The 17,343-nt window shown below is 70.8% G+C and carries 20 protein-coding genes and 1 other RNA gene; 11 read left to right on the top strand and 10 right to left on the bottom strand.

Annotation, left to right across the window (positions count from 1 at the left end; all coding sequences use genetic code 11):
* The first annotated feature begins 49 nt into the window (after nt 1-49).
* The 3 genes from panB to pip all read left to right on the top strand — a co-directional run bounded on the left by panB (nt 50) and on the right by pip (nt 2,383).
* Nucleotides 50-898 (top strand): 3-methyl-2-oxobutanoate hydroxymethyltransferase, encoded by an 849-nt coding sequence (gene panB, locus RR3_RS08310; RefSeq protein WP_010594310.1) that lies wholly within the window; start codon nt 50-52, stop codon nt 896-898.
* 91 nt (nt 899-989) lie between these two features.
* Nucleotides 990-1,424: a hypothetical protein gene (locus RR3_RS08305; protein WP_017680353.1), complete on the top strand. Its 435-nt coding sequence runs from the start codon at nt 990-992 to the stop codon at nt 1,422-1,424.
* Nucleotides 1,424-2,383, top strand: coding sequence for a prolyl aminopeptidase (gene pip, locus RR3_RS08300; RefSeq protein WP_064066127.1), 960 nt, complete (start codon nt 1,424-1,426; stop codon nt 2,381-2,383). The genes RR3_RS08305 and pip overlap by 1 nt, the downstream gene beginning before the upstream one ends.
* Before the next feature lie 3 nt (nt 2,384-2,386).
* Here pip and RR3_RS08295 read toward each other — a convergent pair whose 3' ends face one another.
* The 4 genes from RR3_RS08295 to rnpB all read right to left on the bottom strand — a co-directional run bounded on the left by RR3_RS08295 (nt 2,387) and on the right by rnpB (nt 5,212).
* A complete protein-coding gene (locus RR3_RS08295) occupies nt 2,387-2,998 on the bottom strand; it encodes a CHAP domain-containing protein (protein ID WP_064066126.1) in 612 nt (203 codons plus the stop codon).
* The gene (locus RR3_RS08290; RefSeq protein WP_064066125.1) at nt 2,982-4,391 is read right to left on the bottom strand and encodes an RNB domain-containing ribonuclease; all 1,410 of its coding nucleotides are present in this window, start codon (nt 4,389-4,391) and stop codon (nt 2,982-2,984) included. The genes RR3_RS08295 and RR3_RS08290 overlap by 17 nt, the downstream gene beginning before the upstream one ends.
* Before the next feature lie 16 nt (nt 4,392-4,407).
* Nucleotides 4,408-4,587, bottom strand: coding sequence for a hypothetical protein (locus RR3_RS08285; protein WP_064066124.1), 180 nt, complete (start codon nt 4,585-4,587; stop codon nt 4,408-4,410).
* Nucleotides 4,588-4,799: 212 nt separating this feature from the next.
* An RNA gene (gene rnpB / locus RR3_RS08280) (RNase P RNA component class A) lies at nt 4,800-5,212 on the bottom strand.
* A gap of 56 nt (nt 5,213-5,268) precedes the next feature.
* Here rnpB and RR3_RS08275 point away from each other — a divergent pair.
* Nucleotides 5,269-5,793, top strand: coding sequence for a DUF1697 domain-containing protein (locus RR3_RS08275; RefSeq protein WP_064066123.1), 525 nt, complete (start codon nt 5,269-5,271; stop codon nt 5,791-5,793).
* A gap of 43 nt (nt 5,794-5,836) precedes the next feature.
* Here RR3_RS08275 and RR3_RS08270 read toward each other — a convergent pair whose 3' ends face one another.
* From RR3_RS08270 to RR3_RS08255, 4 genes are all read right to left on the bottom strand, one after another.
* Nucleotides 5,837-6,034 (bottom strand): hypothetical protein, encoded by a 198-nt coding sequence (locus RR3_RS08270; RefSeq protein ID WP_010594303.1) that lies wholly within the window; start codon nt 6,032-6,034, stop codon nt 5,837-5,839.
* Between the two features lie 211 nt (nt 6,035-6,245).
* Nucleotides 6,246-7,379, bottom strand: a complete 1,134-nt coding sequence (locus RR3_RS08265) for a bifunctional RNase H/acid phosphatase (protein WP_174557559.1) — start codon at nt 7,377-7,379, stop codon at nt 6,246-6,248.
* Nucleotides 7,337-8,074 (bottom strand): zinc ribbon domain-containing protein, encoded by a 738-nt coding sequence (locus tag RR3_RS08260; protein WP_010594301.1) that lies wholly within the window; start codon nt 8,072-8,074, stop codon nt 7,337-7,339. The genes RR3_RS08265 and RR3_RS08260 overlap by 43 nt, the downstream gene beginning before the upstream one ends.
* An 84-nt stretch (nt 8,075-8,158) precedes the next feature.
* A complete protein-coding gene (locus RR3_RS08255) occupies nt 8,159-9,292 on the bottom strand; it encodes a Nif3-like dinuclear metal center hexameric protein (protein WP_010594300.1) in 1,134 nt (377 codons plus the stop codon).
* Nucleotides 9,293-9,395: 103 nt separating this feature from the next.
* On the opposite strand from RR3_RS08255, the gene RR3_RS08250 reads away from it, so the two are divergent.
* The 5 genes from RR3_RS08250 to RR3_RS24860 all read left to right on the top strand — a co-directional run bounded on the left by RR3_RS08250 (nt 9,396) and on the right by RR3_RS24860 (nt 12,027).
* Nucleotides 9,396-10,097 (top strand): HAD hydrolase-like protein, encoded by a 702-nt coding sequence (locus tag RR3_RS08250; RefSeq protein ID WP_064066121.1) that lies wholly within the window; start codon nt 9,396-9,398, stop codon nt 10,095-10,097.
* Nucleotides 10,087-10,554 carry a low molecular weight protein-tyrosine-phosphatase gene (locus tag RR3_RS08245; RefSeq protein ID WP_064066120.1) on the top strand — a complete coding sequence of 156 codons (468 nt, stop codon included), beginning with the start codon at nt 10,087-10,089 and terminating at the stop codon, nt 10,552-10,554. Before RR3_RS08250 ends, RR3_RS08245 begins: the two co-directional genes overlap by 11 nt.
* A gap of 28 nt (nt 10,555-10,582) precedes the next feature.
* The gene (locus RR3_RS08240) at nt 10,583-11,422 is read left to right on the top strand and encodes an SURF1 family cytochrome oxidase biogenesis protein (RefSeq protein ID WP_064066119.1); all 840 of its coding nucleotides are present in this window, start codon (nt 10,583-10,585) and stop codon (nt 11,420-11,422) included.
* Between the two features lie 23 nt (nt 11,423-11,445).
* On the top strand, nt 11,446-11,805 hold the full coding sequence (locus RR3_RS08235) for a DUF5655 domain-containing protein (protein WP_010594297.1): 360 nt from the start codon (nt 11,446-11,448) through the stop codon (nt 11,803-11,805).
* Nucleotides 11,806-11,886: 81 nt separating this feature from the next.
* A complete protein-coding gene (locus tag RR3_RS24860) occupies nt 11,887-12,027 on the top strand; it encodes a hypothetical protein (RefSeq protein WP_017680347.1) in 141 nt (46 codons plus the stop codon).
* A gap of 183 nt (nt 12,028-12,210) precedes the next feature.
* Here the strand turns inward: RR3_RS24860 and RR3_RS08230 are convergent, their stop codons facing one another.
* Nucleotides 12,211-14,049: an AMP-dependent synthetase/ligase gene (locus RR3_RS08230; protein WP_064066118.1), complete on the bottom strand. Its 1,839-nt coding sequence runs from the start codon at nt 14,047-14,049 to the stop codon at nt 12,211-12,213.
* Between the two features lie 60 nt (nt 14,050-14,109).
* Nucleotides 14,110-15,330 (bottom strand): lipase family protein, encoded by a 1,221-nt coding sequence (locus tag RR3_RS08225; protein ID WP_371851030.1) that lies wholly within the window; start codon nt 15,328-15,330, stop codon nt 14,110-14,112.
* Nucleotides 15,331-15,506: 176 nt separating this feature from the next.
* On the opposite strand from RR3_RS08225, the gene RR3_RS08220 reads away from it, so the two are divergent.
* Nucleotides 15,507-15,719, top strand: a complete 213-nt coding sequence (locus RR3_RS08220) for a hypothetical protein (protein WP_230831604.1) — start codon at nt 15,507-15,509, stop codon at nt 15,717-15,719.
* A 185-nt stretch (nt 15,720-15,904) separates the two neighbouring features.
* Nucleotides 15,905-17,338, top strand: coding sequence for a DUF1254 domain-containing protein (locus RR3_RS08215; RefSeq protein WP_064066117.1), 1,434 nt, complete (start codon nt 15,905-15,907; stop codon nt 17,336-17,338).
* Nucleotides 17,339-17,343: the final 5 nt, after the last annotated feature.

Here is a 17,343-nt window from a genome sequence, read left to right as displayed (position 1 = left end):
CACCCAACCCGGGGACCCGCACGGGCCTCGAGGCAGAAAGGGACCTCTGATGTCCGAATCCACGACTGCCCTCTACGGCGGCTCGACTCCGTCCGACGCTCCTCGCCGCAAGACGCGGGTCCATCACCTGCAGGCCATGAAGGCCGAGGGCCGGCGCTGGGCCGAGCTGACGGCGTACGACTACTCGAGCGCCCGCATCTTCGAGGAGGCCGGCATCCCGGTGCTGCTCGTGGGCGACTCCGCCGCGAACGTCGTCTACGGCTACGACACGACCGTGCCGGTCACGGTCGACGAGATGCTCCCCCTCGTACGCGGCGTGGTGCGCGGCGCCCCGCACGCCCTGGTGATCGCCGACCTGCCCTTCGGCACCTACGAGGCATCGCCGGAGCAGGCCCTCGCCACCGCCATCCGCTTCATGAAGGAAGGCGGCGCCCACGCCGTCAAGCTCGAGGGCGGCGAGCGGGTCGCCGCGCAGATCGCCGCGATCACCGCCGCCGGCATCCCCGTCCAGGCGCACGTCGGGTTCACCCCGCAGTCGGTCAACAGCCTCGGCGGTTTCCGGGTGCAGGGTCGCGGCGACGGCGCCGAACAGCTCGTCGCCGACGCCATCGCCGTGCAGGAGGCCGGCGCCTTCTCCGTGGTCATGGAGATGGTGCCCGCCGACATCGCCGGTCAGGTCACCCGCAAGCTGACCATCCCCACGGTCGGGATCGGTGCCGGAAACGAGTGCGACGCCCAGGTCCTCGTGTGGCAGGACATGGCCGGATACACCAGCGGCAGGACCGCGAAGTTCGTCAAGAAGTTCGGCAGCGTGGGCGACGAACTGCGCCGCGCGGCCGCCGAATATGCTGCAGAGGTGGCGGCCGGGACGTTCCCCGGTCCCGAGCATTCCTTCTGATCCGGCAGGGCGAGGGAACCTGCGGCCGGTCCGGCCGCAGGTTCCCTCGCCCGTAGGCCCGGGCCGTACCGACCCACGAGGTGCACCGCAGATGATTCGTCCCCGTCGCACACTGCTCGCCGTTGCCGTCGCCGGTGCGACGATCGCCGGCCTGGCCGGGTGCGCGTCCGGCGGCCAGCCCGCCCCCAGCGGCTCGAGTTCCGTGTCGGCGCAGCCGACGACGGACGCGACATCGGAGCCGAGCACGCTTCCGGGTGGAGTCACGGAGCCCCAGGCCGCCGAGCTGTGCTCGCAGATGGAGGCCCAGCTGCAGAGCTGGCGCACCTACACCCCGTCCATGAGCAAGCCCGGTCTGAACCTGCTGGTCGGCGAGTGGGCCGCCCGCAACGGCATCGACATGCTGGCGCTCGCCCGGGACCGTGACCGGGTCGACGCGATCGCCTCCGCCCAGTGCCCCGAGGTGCGCGGCGAGGCACTCGAGGCGCTGCAGATCCCGACCCTCGCGTCCGCCCTGGTCGGCTTCTGATGCCGTTGCGGCAGCCGTACCCGCCGATCGAGCCGCACGAGCAGGGCATGCTCGATGTCGGTGACGGCCAGCGCGTCTATTGGGAGGTCAGCGGCAATCCGGCCGGCAAGCCGGTGGTGTTCCTGCACGGCGGCCCCGGCGGCGGCACCGTCCCCGCACACCGCCGGTTCTTCGATCCGGAGGCGTACCGGATCGTGCTGTTCGATCAGCGCGGCTGCGGCCGGTCGGTCCCGCACGTCGCCGACGGCGCCGATCTGTCCGCCAACACCACCGAGTACCTGCTCGCCGACATCGAAGCCTTGCGGCGGCGGCTGGGGATCGGCCGTTGGCAGGTGTTCGGTGGCTCGTGGGGGTCGACACTGGCGCTGGCGTATGCGCAACGGCATCCGCACCGGGTCACCGAGCTGGTGCTGCGCGGCATCTTCCTGCTGCGCAGCAGCGAGATCGACTGGTACTACAAGGGCGGTGCCGGACAGCTCTTCCCCGAACTGTGGGAGCGCTTCCTGGAACCGCTGACCGGCGCGCCGGAGGGCGAGCATCCGGTCGACACGTACCACCGGCTGCTGCATTCGCCCGACCCCGACGTCGCGCTGCGGGCCGCCGTGGCGTGGTCGACGTGGGAGGGTGCGACCAGCGCCCTGCTGCCCGCACCGGAACGGGTGGCGGAGACGTCGGACCCGCGTTTCGCGCTGGCGTTCGCCCGCATCGAGAACCACTACTTCCGCCACCGCGGTTTCCTCGAGGAAGGGCAGCTGCTGCGCGACGCCGGGCGGCTGCACGCCGTTCCCGGGGTGATCGTGCAGGGCCGCTACGACGTGGTCTGCCCCGCGACGAGCGCGTGGGAACTGCACAAGGCATGGCCCGGCTCGGACTTCGTCGTCGTCGACGACGCCGGGCACGCCGCGAACGAACCCGGCATCACCCATCACCTGCTCGAGGCGACCGACCGCTTTCGCTGAACCTCATTCGAGGCGGCCGAACCCGACCACCGCCGAGTCGGACGTGACGTCGACGGTGTGCACGCGGATACGGCCGAGTTCGTTGCCGCCGACGGTCGTCGCGGTGTCGCCGTCGACCGCGACGACGATGTTGGTGTGCTGGCCGACCCACAGCTCGTTCTCGTACAGCACCACATCACCCACCACCGGCCGGTAGCCGCCGCCGGCCGGTTCGAATCGGCCGGCCGAGTCGTAGTACTCCTGCAGGGTGTACACGCCGGGGATCCGCCAGTGCCCGGAATGCGGATTGGCCAGCGGGCGGCCCGCTTCCCGCATGATCCAGCTGACGAAGTTCGCGCACCACGGCTCCTCGGCGCCCTCGGAATAGAAGGTCCCGGGTCGCTGCGTGCGGTGTTCGTCCCCGAGCAACTCCACGATCCGCGCCTGCGGCTGCGTCAGCGACGAGGTGTCCACGTCCGGGAAATCGGCGGTGTCCCAGGGCAGGTATCGGCTCGGTACCGCGCCGAGCACCAGCACCGCGGCGAGGACCACGAGCGCCACCGCGGCGACGATGCCGGCGAACAGGCCCCGCGGCCGCCGCTCGCGGCCGGCAGCGCCGTCACGCCGGGTACGCAAACCGCACCTTCCGCGTCTGCGGGTCGGCGTGTGTGAGCCGGATCCGGATTCGGCTGCCTTCCTTCGGTTCCCCGGTGCACGGGGCGATCACGGTGGCGTCGGGCACGAACACCTCGGCGTCCCGGCGGCCGTTCGTCGCGCGCAGGACCGTCGCATCGAACGTCTCCCCCACGTGCGGGACGAGGACCGTCGCCTCGGTGAGTTCGATGCACGCGCGGGTCACCTTCCCGGCGAGCGCATCGGAACCGGTCATGGTCTCGCGAAGCTCCGGGAGCGCCGCGCGCACGGATGCCGGCACGTCGGTGCCGGCACAGACCGCCAGGCACACCTCCGTCGCGAACCGGTCGGCCAACCGCCGCAGCGGCGCCGTGACGTGTGCGTACGGCGCTCCGATCGCCCCGTGCCCCGGCTGCTCCGGCACCTCGCCGTCGAACGCGACGTACGACGCGCCGCGCAGCAGCGCGGGGGCCTCGCTCATCAGCACCAGCGTGCCGGGCACGGTCATGTCGAGGCCGGCCAGGAAACTACCCACCGGCACATCGGCCGGCCAGGGCACGCCCAGGGCGGAGGCGGTGCGCCGCAGTTGCGTCACGGCTTCGGGAGCGGCCGCCGGCAGGGTTCGCAGCAACCCGATCCGCGCGTCGAGCATCATCTGCGCCGCGCACATTCCGGTCAGCAGCGAGACATGGGAGTTCCAGTCGTCGACCTCCGTGCGCGGCTGGGTGGTCAACCGCCAGCCGTTCCCGTCGGCGATCACGTCCTGTTCGGGCAGCCGCAGTTCGATCGCGCCCCGGGCCCGGGCCGCCGCTTCGCGGAGCCGGCCGAACTCGGGCAGCGCCGCGATCGACGGGTGCACGACACCGGCGTCGACACCGGCCTGCACCCCGGCGTAGTCGAACCGTGCGACGGATCGGACCAGTGCGCGCCGCACCGTCACATCCACAGGCTCGGCGGCCTCGTCGAGAACGATGCGCCACAGCGCCGCCGGGCGCACGCGGCCGGGCAGCAGACTGGCCGCGTCCTCGGACAACGACCGCGGATGCAGCGGGACCGACCCGTCGGGCAGGTAGTAGGTCTGACCGCGGCGCCTGCTCTCGCGGTCGAGCGCGCCGCCGGGGGCGACGAAGGCCGCGACGTCGGCGATCGCGTAGTGCAGCACGAATCCGTCGACGGTCCGCTCGAGGTGCAGGGCCTGGTCGAGATCCATCGATCCCGGTGGGTCGATGGTCACCAGGGGCAGATCCGTGCGGTCCAGCCGCGCGGCGGACCAGCGGTCGGCTGCGGCGTCGGCCTCGGCGACGGCGGGCAGGGGGTAGTCGTCGTCGAGCGCGAATTCGGCGCGGACGGCACCGAAGTCGATCGCGGGCGCGACGACGATGCGGGTGTGCGTCACCGTGCCGGGGAACCGCTCAGCGGTTCCATTCCTCGTCGGCGTCGTCCGCTGCCCTGTTGCGCTCGGCCGCGATCTCGAGTGCCCGTTCGGCGGTGGCGCGGTCCGGGTACGGCCCCATGCGGTTCAGCGCGCTCGGGTCCTTCCCCTGGCTGACCTTTCCGGTGTGTACGTCGTAGTACCAGCCCTCGTCGCTCATGACTCCCAGTCTGCCCCACGCGGTGCCGAGTGTCGGGGTAACCCGCGTGCGACGGCGCGGCTGGTACGGTCGGCCCCTGGTCCCCGCTCGACGACGCGAAAGGAATCGCATGTCGTACCTGCTCTACGACTTCCTGCTCCCCTACCTGGGACACGAGGCCGCCTCCTTCTGGGCGCACCTGCTGGTCGTCGCCCCGATCTGAGCCGAGTGGGCGGACGAGCCGGCCTGTAAGCCGGATCCTGTACCCCGCCGAGGCGGGGTGGCGACCATCCATCTGGGCACACCGTCGCCGGGTACCTCGAGCGGTTCACCCGCAGGCTCGGGCGAGCAGCCCTCGGACACCTGCGCAGCCGCACCGACGGGTCGGTGCGGCCTTCAACCTTGCTCCGGGCGGGGTTTACCGAGCCACCCCGGTCACCCGGGGTGCTGGTGCGCTCTTACCGCACCGTTTCACCCTTACCCACCCCGAAGGGTGGGCGGTCTGATTTCTGTGGCACTGTCCCGCGAGTCACCTCGGGTTGCCGTTAGCAACCGCCCTGCTCTGTGGAGTCCGGACTTTCCTCGATCCAGGGCCTGGCACCGCCACGGTGCCGGTTCCCTGTGCCGCGGTCGCCCGGCCAACTCGTCCGCGTCGATCAGCGTACTGCCTCACGTGTCGCAAATGCGAACTACGGTACCGCCATGGCGAGATATGTGGCTCTGCTGCGCGGCATCAACGTCGGCGGCATCACCATCGCGATGGCGGATCTGAAGGACGTGTTCTCCGGACTCGGTTTCGGGAACGTCCGCACCGTGCTCGCGTCGGGCAACGTGCTGTTCGACGCCGGCCCGGCCGACACCGCCGAATCGAAGGCACGGATCGAGGCGGCGCTGCGCGCTCGATTCGGCTACGAGGCGTTCGTGTTCGTCCACGATCAGGCCGCCGTCGCGGCGATCGTCGACGCCTACCCGTTCCAGGAGCGCGACGGCCGGCACGCATACGCGATCTTCGTCGCCGATCCCGCGGTTCTGGACGAACTCGCGGCGACGGCGGCGGGTCTCGATCCGGCGGTCGAGCGCGTCGTCCGGGGCGACGGCGTCCTGTACTGGGACGTCGAGCGCGGGCAGACGGTCCGGAGCGCCTTCGGCCGGAGCCTCGGCAAGCCCCGCTACAAGGCGGTGACCACGACGCGCAACCTGCGCACGCTGCGGAAACTGCAGGTGTGAACGACGGAACGCCGCGTGCGGGGTCGGGCGCCCGCGGACGGGGTCAGTCCGTCGCCGGAGGTACGCGATCGGGGTCGTAGTCGTCGAGACCGGCGGCGATGCGTTCCTGTTCGGTGCGATATTCGAGATAGTCGTCGTCGAGGCGTTCCGGCGCTTTGCCGTGCTCACGGCGATCGCGGGTGACGTGTTCCGTCGGAGTGATGACGTCGTCGAGATTCGGCTCGTCGTGCGGTTCGGTCATTGTCGGCACCTCCGAATGCTGCCCAGACTGCTGCTCTGGCCACCGTCGGTGTGATCACCGTCGGTGTGATCACCGTCGGTGTGATCACTGTCGGTGTAACCACTCTCGCTGGTGCATACCCCACGTGTCGGTCACCCAACCGGGACGCCGCCGCCGGTGTGTCCTTTGGGCGGCTACCGCAGCCCAAAGGACACACCGATGCCGCGGGCGCCTACAGGTGCGAGGTGTCGTTGACCAGGCGCACGGCCGCGCCGCCGTCGGGATAGAACTCGGCGATGCTCAGCGACGCGAGGTCCAGGTGCAGGCGATACAGCAGCGACGGCCCGGCATCGAGCGCCATCTGCAGCAGGGTCTTGATCGGCGTGACGTGGGAGACGACGAGCAGGTTCGCCCCGCCGTACTCCGCGACCAGTTCGTCCCGGACGGCAGCGAGACGGCCGCGGACCTCGTCGAAGCTCTCCCCACCCGGCGGGCGCACCGAGGTGTCGCCCAGCCAGCGACGGTGCAGATCGGGGTCACGCTGTGCCGCCTCGCGGAAGGTCAGTCCCTCCCACTTGCCGAAGTCGGTCTCGAGGAGCCCGTCGTGCACCGTCACGGGCAGACCGAGCACCGCCGCGGCGGCCTCGGCGGTCTCTCGCGCCCGTCCGAGCGGCGACGAGACCGCCGCGGCGACATTGCCACGCTCGCCGATCCGACGGGCAGCCGCGCGCGCCTGCGCGCGGCCCAGCTCGGTCAGCGGCGGATTACCGCGCCCGGAGTAGCGGCGCTCCACCGACAGCGGGGTCTGCCCGTGCCGCAGCAGCAGCATCCGCGTGGGTGTCCCGACGGCACCGGTCCAGCCGGGCGATTTCGCCGGCGGCGCCGATGCGGACGACGGCGGTTCGGAACCTGTGGTGGCCGAGGCAGCACCGTCCATCGCCTCGTTGGCGAGCCGGTCGGCGTAGGCGTTCTCCGCGCGCGGCACCCAGGTGAACTCGACCCGCGAGAATCCTCCGGCCAATTCGCGGGCACGCGCGGCGAGCGGAATCATGTCCGGGTGCTTGATCTTCCATCGGCCCGACATCTGCTCGACGACGAGCTTGGAATCCATCCGGACGTCGACCTCGTCGGCCCCGAGTTCGGCGGCGGCGGTCAATCCGGCGATCAGGCCTTGGTATTCGGCCACGTTGTTGGTGGCGCGGCCGATGCTCGCGCTGCGTTCGGCCAGCACGGCCTCGCGGTCGGCATCGAAGACCACCGCACCGTAGCCGGCCGGTCCGGGGTTGCCGCGCGAACCGCCGTCGGCCTCGACAACGACCCGGCTCAAATCCCGGATTCCTTGGTACGTACCAGGATCGCGTTGCATTCGGGGCAGCGCACGAGCGCCTCGGGCGGGGCGGCGGCGATGCGAGAGATCTCGCCGCGGTCGAGTTCGAGGCGGCATGCGCCGCACCGTCGCGCCTGCAGCAGGGCCGCGCCGGTGCCGGTCTTCGACCGCTGCGCCTCGTACTGGTCGACGAGCTCGGCGGGAAAGGCCTCCACGAGTGCCGCGCGGTCGCTCAGGCACCGCTGCTCGGCGACCTCGATGTCGGCGAGCGCTTCGTCGCGCAGGCGGACGGCGTCCGCGAGTTCGGCGTCGACGCTCGACAGCCGCGCGCCGGCGTGGTCGTGGTCGGCCTTGGACGCCTCCCGGCGTTCCATGACCTCGAGCAGCTCGTCCTCGAGCAGCGCCTGCCGCCGTTCGAGACTGGTCAGCTCGTGCTGGAGTTCGGACAGCTGCTTGGCGGCCACGCTGCCGCCGGCGAGGAGCTTGCGGTCGCGCTCCTCCCGTTGGCGGACCGCCTCGACCTCCCCTTCGAGCTTGCGGATGTCGCGGTCGAGGTCGTCGAGGATGATCTCGACGGCGACGGCGGCGTCCCGCCGCGCGGTGCGTTCCGCCTCGAGCCGTTCGACCTCCTGCTGTTCGGGCAGGGTGCGGCGCCGGTGCGCCAGGCGGGTCACCTCGGTGTCCACAGCGGCGAGGGCCAGGAGCTTGGACTGCACGGCGGGTTCGACGTTCACTCGGCGGGTTCCTGCTTTCGGCGGCGAGATCTGGGGGTGATAGCTGCCTACCGTACCGCGCGGCCGGTCACGAGGAACCCGGACCTACCGGGCGGCGGTGGTCCAGGGATCGGTGCGTAGCTCGCTGACGCGGGCCGCCCACCCGTCGCGATCGGCGAACGCGGCGTCGAGCACTCCCTTCGCCTGCGCACACCACGGGTACTCGCTGGCCCAGTGCGCGACGTCGACGAGCGCGGGTCCGCCGGCGCGCAGGTGCTCGTCGGCCGGATGGTGCCGCAGATCCGCGGTGACGTACGCATCGACGCCGAGCCGTGCGACGGTGCCGAGAAAGGAGTCGCCGGAGCCGCCGCACACCGCAACGGTGCGGACGATCCGGTCGGGGTCGCCGGCACCGCGCACCCCCCACTCCGTGGCCGGCAGTGCCGCGGCGACGCGTTCGGTGAACTCGCGCAGCGTCTGCGGCACCGGGAGGTCGCCGACGCGGCCCAGTCCCCGCGAGCCGGGCAGCTCGGCCAGTTCGAGCACGTCGAACGCGGGTTCCTCGTAGGGGTGCGCCGCGCGCAGAGCGGCAAGCACCCGGCCGCGCACGGATCGCGGGGCGACGACCTCGACGCGGTCCTCGGCGACGCGCTCGAGTTCGCCGACGGTGCCGATCGCCGGATCCGCGCCGGCCTCGGGACGGAACTGTCCGGTCCCGGAGGTCGTCCAGCAGCATTCGCGGTAGTTGCCGAGCCGGCCCGCGCCGGCGTCGAACAGGGCGGCGCGCACCTGTTCGGCCGAGTCGGCGGGCACGAGGACCACCCACTTGTCGACGGCCGGTTCGGGCTTGGGCTCGATCGGCCTCAGTCCGGTCAGGCCGAGCGCCTGTGCCAGCGCGTCGGACACGCCCGGATCGGCGCGGTCGGCGTTGGTGTGGGCGGTGAACAGCGCGCAGCCGCCCCGGATGAGCCGGTGGATCAGGGCGCCCTTCGGGGTGTGCGCGCCGACGGTGTCGACACCGCGCAGCAGCAGCGGGTGGTGCACGAGGAGCAGTTGCGCACCCCAGTCGAGGGCTTCGTCGACCACGGCCGCGGTGGCGTCGACCGCGAGCAGCACCCTGTTCACAGGTTCGTCGGGATCGCCGGCGACCAGTCCGACCGAGTCCCACGACTCGGCCAGCGACGGCGGGTAGGCCGTCTCGAGCACGTCGATCACCTCGCGCAGCGTCACCGCCGTCACCGCTCCTCCTCCGTCGTCTCCACCGTTGTCCCCACAAACTGTCCCCGCAAACCGTCCCCGACCCTACGCGGCGGGCCTCGCCGGCAGCCGGGACAATGGGGGCGTGACGACTCTCGCCGATCTGCATCCTCTGCTGTTGCCGGCACCCGTGGTGCTGTTCGACCTCGACGGCACCCTCACGGACTCGGCGGCGGGCGTGATCGACGGGTTCCGGCATGCGCTCGCCACGGTGGGCGCTCCGGAACCGGCGCACGACGAGCCGCAGCGCGTCCTCGGTCCGCCGATGATCGACACCCTGCGCGGACTCGGTCTCGACGAGCAGCAGGTTCACCGGGCTCTCACCGCGTACATCGAGCGGTACGACGAGCGGGGCTGGGCGGAGAACTCCGTCTTCGACGGGGTGGCGACGATGCTCGGGCGAGTGCGCGACGCCGGCAGCCGCCTCGCCGTCGCGACGTCGAAGAACCAGAACTTCGCGGTCCGCATCCTCGAGCATTTCGAGTTGGCCGGCCACTTCGACTTCATCGGCGGCGCGAGCGACGACGGGACCCGGCGGGCGAAGGCGGACGTGATCGCGCACAGTCTGGTCGCGCTCGGGGTGGACCCGGTCGCCGCCGAGGACGGCGGCACCGGCGGCGTGGTCATGGTCGGTGACCGCGAGCACGACGTGACGGGTGCCGCGCGGTGGGGCATCCCGACGGTGTTCGTCGAGTGGGGGTACGGCGCGGTCGACGAGGCGGCCGCCGCGCACCGGTCCACGTCCAGCGTCGGCGAACTGACGAGGATGCTGACCGGTGACCGCTGAGCGCCTGCACGTGACGTTCGTGTGCACCGGCAACATCTGCCGCTCGCCGATGGCGGAGAAGATCTTCGCCGAGCATCTCCGCAGGGCCGGCCTCGCCGGGCAGGTGCGGGTCACCAGCGCGGGCACCGGCGACTGGCACGCCGGCGAGGACGCGGATCCCCGCACCACGGAGCTGTTGCGGAGGCACGGTTACCCGATCGGGCACTGCGCCCGGCGCGTGACCGACGAACAGCTCGCCGCCGATCCGGTGGTCGCGCTGGACGCCGGCCACGACCGGATGCTCGCGCAGCTCGGGGTGCCCGCCGAGCGCCGGGCGCTGCTGCGCAGCTTCGACCCGGACGCCGAGGGCGAGTCGGTTCCGGATCCGTACTACGGCGACCGGCACGAGTTCGAACTGGTCCGGCGGCAGATCGAGGCGGCGATCCCGGGTCTGCTCGACTGGGTGCGACGGCACTGAGGCCCGCGTCACCGGTTACCGTGGTTACGTGCGACGACTGACGTTCCTGCTCCGCCCGAGCTGGCTGGTGCTGGCCCTGGTGGTGGGCGGCTTCGCCTACGCGTGCTTCACCGTGCTCGCGCCGTGGCAGCTCGGCAAGAACACCACCACCGAGGAGCGCAACGACCGGATCACCGCCTCGCTGGCCACGGACCCCGTGCCGGTCGAGGAGCTGCTCACCGGGCCCGCGCCGGCTCCGGAGGACGAGTGGCGGCGCGTCGTCGCGACCGGCTCGTACCTCCCGGACTCGGATCTGCTGGTGCGGTTGCGCAGCGTCGAGTCCTCCCCCGCCTACGAGGTGCTCACACCGTTTCGGCTCGCCGACGGCCGCACCGTCCTGGTGAACCGCGGATACGTGCGTCCGGAACGGGGCACGGAGATCCCCGGGTTCGCCCCGCCGCCCACCGGCACGGTGACCGTCGATGCGCGCCTGCGAATGTCCGAGGGAACCGCCGAGGGCAGGGCCCCGTTCCGCGACGCCGGCCACGCCCAGGTCTACTCGATCGATCCCGCGCAGATCGCGGCGTTCACCGGCCTGGAGCTGACGGGCGGATACCTGCAGCTGTCCGAGAACCAGGCCGGGGGGCTGGGCACGATCCCGCTGCCGCAACTCGACGCCGGCCCCTACCTGTCGTACGGGCTGCAGTGGGTGGCATTCGGAATCATGGCGCCGCTGGGGCTGGGGTACTTCGTGTGGGCGGAGCTGCGCGAGCGCCGCAAGCGGAAGGAACCGGCGCCGGCGACCGCACCCGAGGCCGAGCCGACGCCCGCCCCGGTGGAGCGCAGCACCGACGACAAGCTCGCCGACCGTTACGGCCGGTCCCGTTGAGCCACTCAGGCGAGGAGCCCGCGATGCACGCGACGATCGACGACTACCTGGCCGACAAGGACGACGCCGCCGTCGACATGTTCTGCCGGCTCCGCACGCTCGTGCTGGGCCTCGGCGACGACGTCGAGGAGCAGGTCCGTCCCGCCGAGGTGCGATGGGGACGCGGTCGGATCTTCGCGGCGGCGTTCGTCTATTCGTCGCGGCTCGAGATCGCCGTGGACCTGCCGCGGCGGGTCCATCACCCGCAGCTGCGGGAGGCCTTCCCGACCACCGCGAAGGTGACGACCCACCGCTTGAGCATCGCCACCCCGGACCAGCTCGACGACGGCGTCGTCGCGCTGCTGGCGGAGGCGTACGAGACGGCCGGGACAGGCTCCGGGTAGCAGGCTCCGCCGGGCACCGCCCGGAGCGACGACGGGTCGGCAACGGGTTTAGGACCGGTCCGGCCGGTGCATCCGTCGCCCATGACCGAGAACACCGGAAACCCGCAGCAGTACGACGCATCCCAGGACCCGGACGCCGACCCCGAGCAGTTGCAGTCGAGCGCCCCGACGCAGCCGGATCAGGCCGAGGGCGAGGACGACGACGCCGGACCGGAGGCCTGAACCCGGACGCGGCTCCCGCGGATCGGCAGGCCCGGCTACTCGAACAGCGGACCGTCGAGGCAGCCGGACGTCGCCCGCCGGATCCCAGGTGGGGATGCGCCCGGGAGATCCGCCCGCCACTTCGGAACCCGCGCACGCCGTGACGTGGGCGGATTCCGAACCGGCGCCGGGGATGCTGCCCCGTCAGGCGTAGAGCTGCTCGATCCGATCGGCGAAGTTGTCGACCACCAGTTTGCGGCGCAGCTTCATGCTCGGTGTCAGATCTCCCGCCTCGATGGACAGCTCCCGATCGAGGACGGCGAACCTCTTGATCTGCTCCCAGCGGTTGAGCCGGTCGTTGAGCCGGTCGATGCACTCGCCGATCAGCGCGTGGGTCCGCTCGTCCCGGGCGATCTCGCCGAACTCCCTGCCGGCCATGCCGTTCTTGCCCGCCCATTCGGTGATCGCCTCGGCATCGAGGCCGACGAGGGCGACGCAGTAGGGCCGGCTCTCGCCGTACACGACGATCTCGCCGGCGTACGGGCAGATGCCTTTGAAGGCGGCGGAGATCGCGGACGGCGCGACGTACTTGCCCTGACTGGTCTTGAACAGGTCCTTCTTGCGGTCGGTGATCCGCAGGAAACCCTCGGAATCGAGTTCCCCGATGTCGCCGGTGTGGAACCAGCCGTCCGGTTCGAGCGCCTCCGCGGTGGCCTCGGGCCGCTCGTGGTAGCCGTCCATGACGCCCGGCCCGCGCAGGAGTACCTCGCCGTCCTCGGCGATCTGCACCTCCGTACCGGGGAAGGGCCAGCCCACGGTGCCGAGCCGGTACGCGTACGGGCGGTTGATGAACGACGCGGCGGATGTCTCGGTCAGGCCGTACCCCTCGAGGATGATGATGCCGGCGGCATCGAACCACTGCGCGACGGCACGGTCGAGCGGCGCCGCCGCCGAGACGAAGAACCGCAGGCGACCGCCGAAACGTTCCTTGACGGTGGAGAACACCAGACGGTCGGCGATCCGGTACCGGAGCCGGTCGAGGGCGGACGGGGTGCGGTCCTCCTGCCGGGCCTGCGAGACACGCAGGCCGACGCCGACGGCCCAGTCGAAGATCTTCTTCTTCGCCCCGCCCTCCTCGGCGACCATCGCCTCGATGCGCGCGTGCGCCTTCTCGAAGATGCGCGGCGCGGCGCCCATGAAGGTGGGGCGCACGACAGCGAGGTTCTCGACGATCTTCTCCACGCGGCCGTCGATCACCGTGGTGAAGCCGATCTGCAGCGGCAACGCCAGCATCACCTTGCCGAAGGCGTGCGACAGCGGCAACCAGAGGAAGTTCAGGTCGTCGGGGCCGAGGATGTTCACCGCGTCGACGGCCGCGGCGGTGTACGTCCACCCCGAGTGCGGCAGCAGCACGCCCTTCGGCTTGCCGGTGGTGCCGGAGGTGTACATGATGCTCGCCAACTGCTCGGGACGGATCGCAGCCACCCGGTCGGCGACGACGGAGGGCGACTCGGCGAGCAGTGCGCGGCCCCGGCCCTCCAGGTCGGCGAGGGTGACGACCCAGTCCCCGTCGCCTTCGCCGTCGACGACCACCACGGTCCGCACCTCGGGCAGATCGGCGCGGTGGGCGACGAGCTTGTCGACCTGGGTCCAGTCCTCCGCGACCACGACGGCGCTGCCCGAGTTGCCGACGATGAAGGCGACGTCGGGCGCGTTGGTCGTGGGATAGATGGTGGTGGTCGCGGCGCCGGCGCACATGATCGCGAAGTCGGCGAGCACCCACTCGTACCGGGTCGACGAGGCGATCGCCACCGGGTCCTCGGGTTCGACTCCCAGCGCGATCAAGCCCGCGGCGAGTGCGGTGACCCGGTCGCCGACCTGACGCCAGGTCGTGCTTCCCCAGCCGTCGCCCCGGGGGTACCGGAAGGCCTCGGCCTCCGGCGTCGCGGCGACCCGGTCGACGAACAACCGGGCCACCGACGGGGCCTGATCGTCGATCTTCGCGAAGTCGACCGTCTCGTCCACCGCCCGCAGCGCAGCCATGCGCCGAGTGTAGATCCGCAGCAATCGCCGACGTGGGCAGTTGCGCAAACGGCGGAGGCGTCAGCAGGTGCTGGGCGCCGGTTCGCCGCGGAACCGTGCGTCGACCCAGTCCAGGGCCGGGAACAGGCCCAGGGCGGCAGCGGAGAGATGGTCGGGCGTCGGGGTCAGGAGAGTCTGCACCGGCACCCCGGCCGCGCAGTAGCGGCGCATCGTGGCGATCACGGAGTCGACCGGGATGAGCGCATCTGTCGGACTGTGCCATTCGAAGATCGGCGCCTTCGGCACGCCGGCATACAGCTCGAGGCTGTTCTCCTCCATCACCGTCCGCGCTGCCGGATCGTCGAGGAACCGGCGGTTGTCGGTCATCTCGGCCGCGCTGCGACCGACTCCCCAGAACATGATCTCGTTGGTGCAGCCGTTGGCGATCAGCTGCTTGAGCCAGTGTCCCTGGGCGTTGAGCTGCGGGGTGACGTGGATGCGGTCGGGATACTCGCGTTCGAGCCCGAGGGCGGCAGCCATCGCGAGGCCGAACGCCGGATGCGGCGCGGTGCCCAGGCTCTCGGCCATCTTCACCAGGTTCATCGGGACACCGCCCTCGGCGGCTCCCACGATGTTCAGCTCCGGGGCGTATTCCGGGGCCAGCGCCGCGGCCCACGAGGTGGCCATCCCGCCCCCCGAATAGCCGCCCAGCGCGACCTTGCTCTCCGCCACCTGCAGTTCCGGCACGCGTTGCACGGCGCGGATTCCGTCCAGCGTGACCCGGCCGCCGAGCTTGGCGGCGCCGTAGGCCATCCGTGGGCCCAGATGGTCGGGCAGCGCCACCGCCCACCCGCGCGCCAGCGCAAGATTGAGTCCGGCGGCCTCCCGGATCTGGTGCAACGGATGGCTGGTGTAGAGCTGGGAGACGATCTTGCACTTGTGCCCGAGCGCGTTGATGATGTGCTGATACGACAGCAGCGGCCCGTTCGGCACGTGATGCGCCGGCCGCACGAAGGTCGTATTCGCCGCGACGGGTCGATCCTGCGAATCCGTGGTGCGGAACAGCACTTCCCACACCGTGCTGCCCGGAAAGTAGTACGAGGGCGGCAACTGCCGGACCCGCAGCACATCGCCCGGTGCGCGCGCCGGGAGATCGGGCGGCGCGGCGTAGAACGGGTCCGGATCGGGAGCGGGTAGCAGCGGTTCGGCACCGGCACTGCCGGTGCCGGACACGGTCGCAACCAGTGCGAGCGCGATCGCGAACACAGCGCTTCGGACGGATCGGCCAATCACGAAACCCACGGCATACCCCACCACCACCCGGACGTCGGACCGGGATCGACTATGCCAGACACCTGCACTCCCGGTGCGTGAACAATACGATTGCCCGAGAGCCTCGCGCCGGCGACGCGCGCGCCGCTCCGGCCATCGACACCGACCCGTCGACGGCGCAATTCGAGTCCGGCCAGGAGGTTTTCGTGAAACCCGGCGAAGTGCGGCTCGGTCAAGGTGTCTGGTGGGCCGAGGAGTACTGGCGGGTGATGGGCGTCTACGACGGCGGGAGGCTGCTGCGCTTGGCGAGACCGACCCACTACGAGGACGGCAGCTTCTCGTTCGCCGAGAACGTCGTCGACGACGTACCTGTCGAATTCGTCTCGCCCCACGGCTCGCGTCGTCCCGACGAGAAGTAGACCGCGACGACCACGGCGGCGAGCGAATCGAACCGGCCGAACTGCCGGTGGCGTGCCGGCGCCCCGTCGCGTGTTCTCGTCGATCCGGCAGACCGTGGGGCAGTAACGGTCCACACTGAGTGGGTGGCGCAAGCGGTCGCGTGGGCCGAGGATCCCGGCAGGGGCTGTCGACACAGGAGGACTCCATGACCTCGCATTCGAACAGCACCCCGATTCCGCCTGGTATCGAGGTGCCGGACGAAGTCCGCACCCGGTTGGGCACGCTGCGGTTCTTCGACGGAGTCCCGGACGACGAGACGACCCGGACGGTGTTCGACAACCTGGATTTCCAGCGGGCGGTACAGGCGTACCTGCTGGCCCTGGCCCCGGTCGAAGTGGCAGCGGTGCGTAAGGCAATGCTGGCGCTGGGTCCGGCCAACTCGACCATGGCGATCTGGGAAGACCTGGTCTACCCGCGCAGCGTGGTCCTCACCGGCAACAACAACACTTCGTACAGCACCATGCTGATGGACCTGCACGACGGCCCGCTTGTTCTCGAAAGCCCTCCGAGCGTGCTGGGCATGATCAACGATGCCTGGCAGCGGTGGGTCGTCGACGTCGGCCTGACCGGGCCGGACAGGGGCCAGGGCGGCAAGTACCTGTTCCTGCCGCCCGGCTACGACCGCAAGGTCCCCGGCGGTTACTTGGTCGTGCGGCCGCGCACCTACGTCCTGTGGCTGCTGTGGCGCAGCTTCCTCGACGAGCACGGCGATCCTCACCCGGGCGTCGAGGCCATCAAGGCCATGGCTCGGGTCTATCCGCTGGCGGAGGCCGACGACCCGCCGCCGCTCCGTTTCGTGAACATCTCACCCGAACCGATCGTCTTCGTTGCGCCCGCCGAGTATCGGGCGTGGGAGCTGCTCGACGAGACCGTGCAGTCCGAGCCAGCCGAGTCGTCCGATCCTCTCACCCTGGGGATGTTCGCCTCGATCGGCATTCGGCAAGGTAAGCCGTTCGACCCCGACGAGCGGATGCGGGCCGTCCTCACCGAAGCTGCCACCGTAGCCGACGCCACTGCCCGTGCCCTCTGTTACCGGTTCCGCCGGCCGGAGGCGTACTACTACCCGGACAGCACCTGGCGGACCGTGCTTCTCGGCGGTTACCGCTTCCAGGAGGACGGCGCCGCCCTGCTGGACTCCGTCGCCCAGTACTACTTTGTGGGAGCACCGATCAGTCCGGCCCTCGAGGTCGAGATGGTCGGCGCCGCATCGCAGTACGCCTTTGCCTTCGTCGACTCCGAGGGCGCGCACTTCGACGGCGGCAGGACCTACCGGCTGCACGTGCCCGCGAATGTTCCGGTCGCCAACTTCTGGTCCGTCATCGCTTACGACACCCAGACCCGCTCGATGCTGCAGACCGGACAGGACTGGCCGTCGATTTCCAGTCAAGACAAGGACCTCGCCCCGAACGACGACGGCTCGGTCGACGTCCGCTTCGGTCCCGACCGGCCCGAGGACAGCCGAAACTGGATCCAGACGCTGCCCGGCAAGAGCTGGTTCGTGGCATTCCGGCTCTACGGTCCGCTGGAACCGTGGTTCGACAAGACATGGAGACTGCCCGACATCGAACCGCTCGCGTAGCGGCC

The organism is Rhodococcus ruber NBRC 15591 (genome assembly GCF_001894945.1).
GTDB classification, from domain to species: Bacteria; Actinomycetota; Actinomycetes; order Mycobacteriales; family Mycobacteriaceae; genus Rhodococcus; species Rhodococcus ruber.
This window is presented reverse-complemented; position numbering and strand designations above follow the sequence as displayed.

Bases quoted from the DNA above. Each gene is read 5' to 3' on its own strand.
- RR3_RS08235 (WP_010594297.1), top strand. From the start codon at position 11,446: ATGCACGCGACGATCGACGACTACCTGGCCGACAAGGACGACGCCGCC.
- RR3_RS08305 (WP_017680353.1), top strand. From the start codon at position 990: ATGATTCGTCCCCGTCGCACACTGCTCGCCGTTGCCGTCGCCGGTGCG.
- RR3_RS08215 (WP_064066117.1), top strand. From the start codon at position 15,905: ATGACCTCGCATTCGAACAGCACCCCGATTCCGCCTGGTATCGAGGTG.
- RR3_RS08285 (WP_064066124.1), bottom strand. From the start codon at position 4,587: ATGAGCGACGAGGGCTGGTACTACGACGTACACACCGGAAAGGTCAGC.
- RR3_RS24860 (WP_017680347.1), top strand. From the start codon at position 11,887: ATGACCGAGAACACCGGAAACCCGCAGCAGTACGACGCATCCCAGGAC.
- RR3_RS08270 (WP_010594303.1), bottom strand. From the start codon at position 6,034: ATGACCGAACCGCACGACGAGCCGAATCTCGACGACGTCATCACTCCG.
- pip (WP_064066127.1), top strand. From the start codon at position 1,424: ATGCCGTTGCGGCAGCCGTACCCGCCGATCGAGCCGCACGAGCAGGGC.
- RR3_RS08230 (WP_064066118.1), bottom strand. From the start codon at position 14,049: ATGGCTGCGCTGCGGGCGGTGGACGAGACGGTCGACTTCGCGAAGATC.
- panB (WP_010594310.1), top strand. From the start codon at position 50: ATGTCCGAATCCACGACTGCCCTCTACGGCGGCTCGACTCCGTCCGAC.
- RR3_RS08265 (WP_174557559.1), bottom strand. From the start codon at position 7,379: ATGCAACGCGATCCTGGTACGTACCAAGGAATCCGGGATTTGAGCCGG.
- RR3_RS08275 (WP_064066123.1), top strand. From the start codon at position 5,269: ATGGCGAGATATGTGGCTCTGCTGCGCGGCATCAACGTCGGCGGCATC.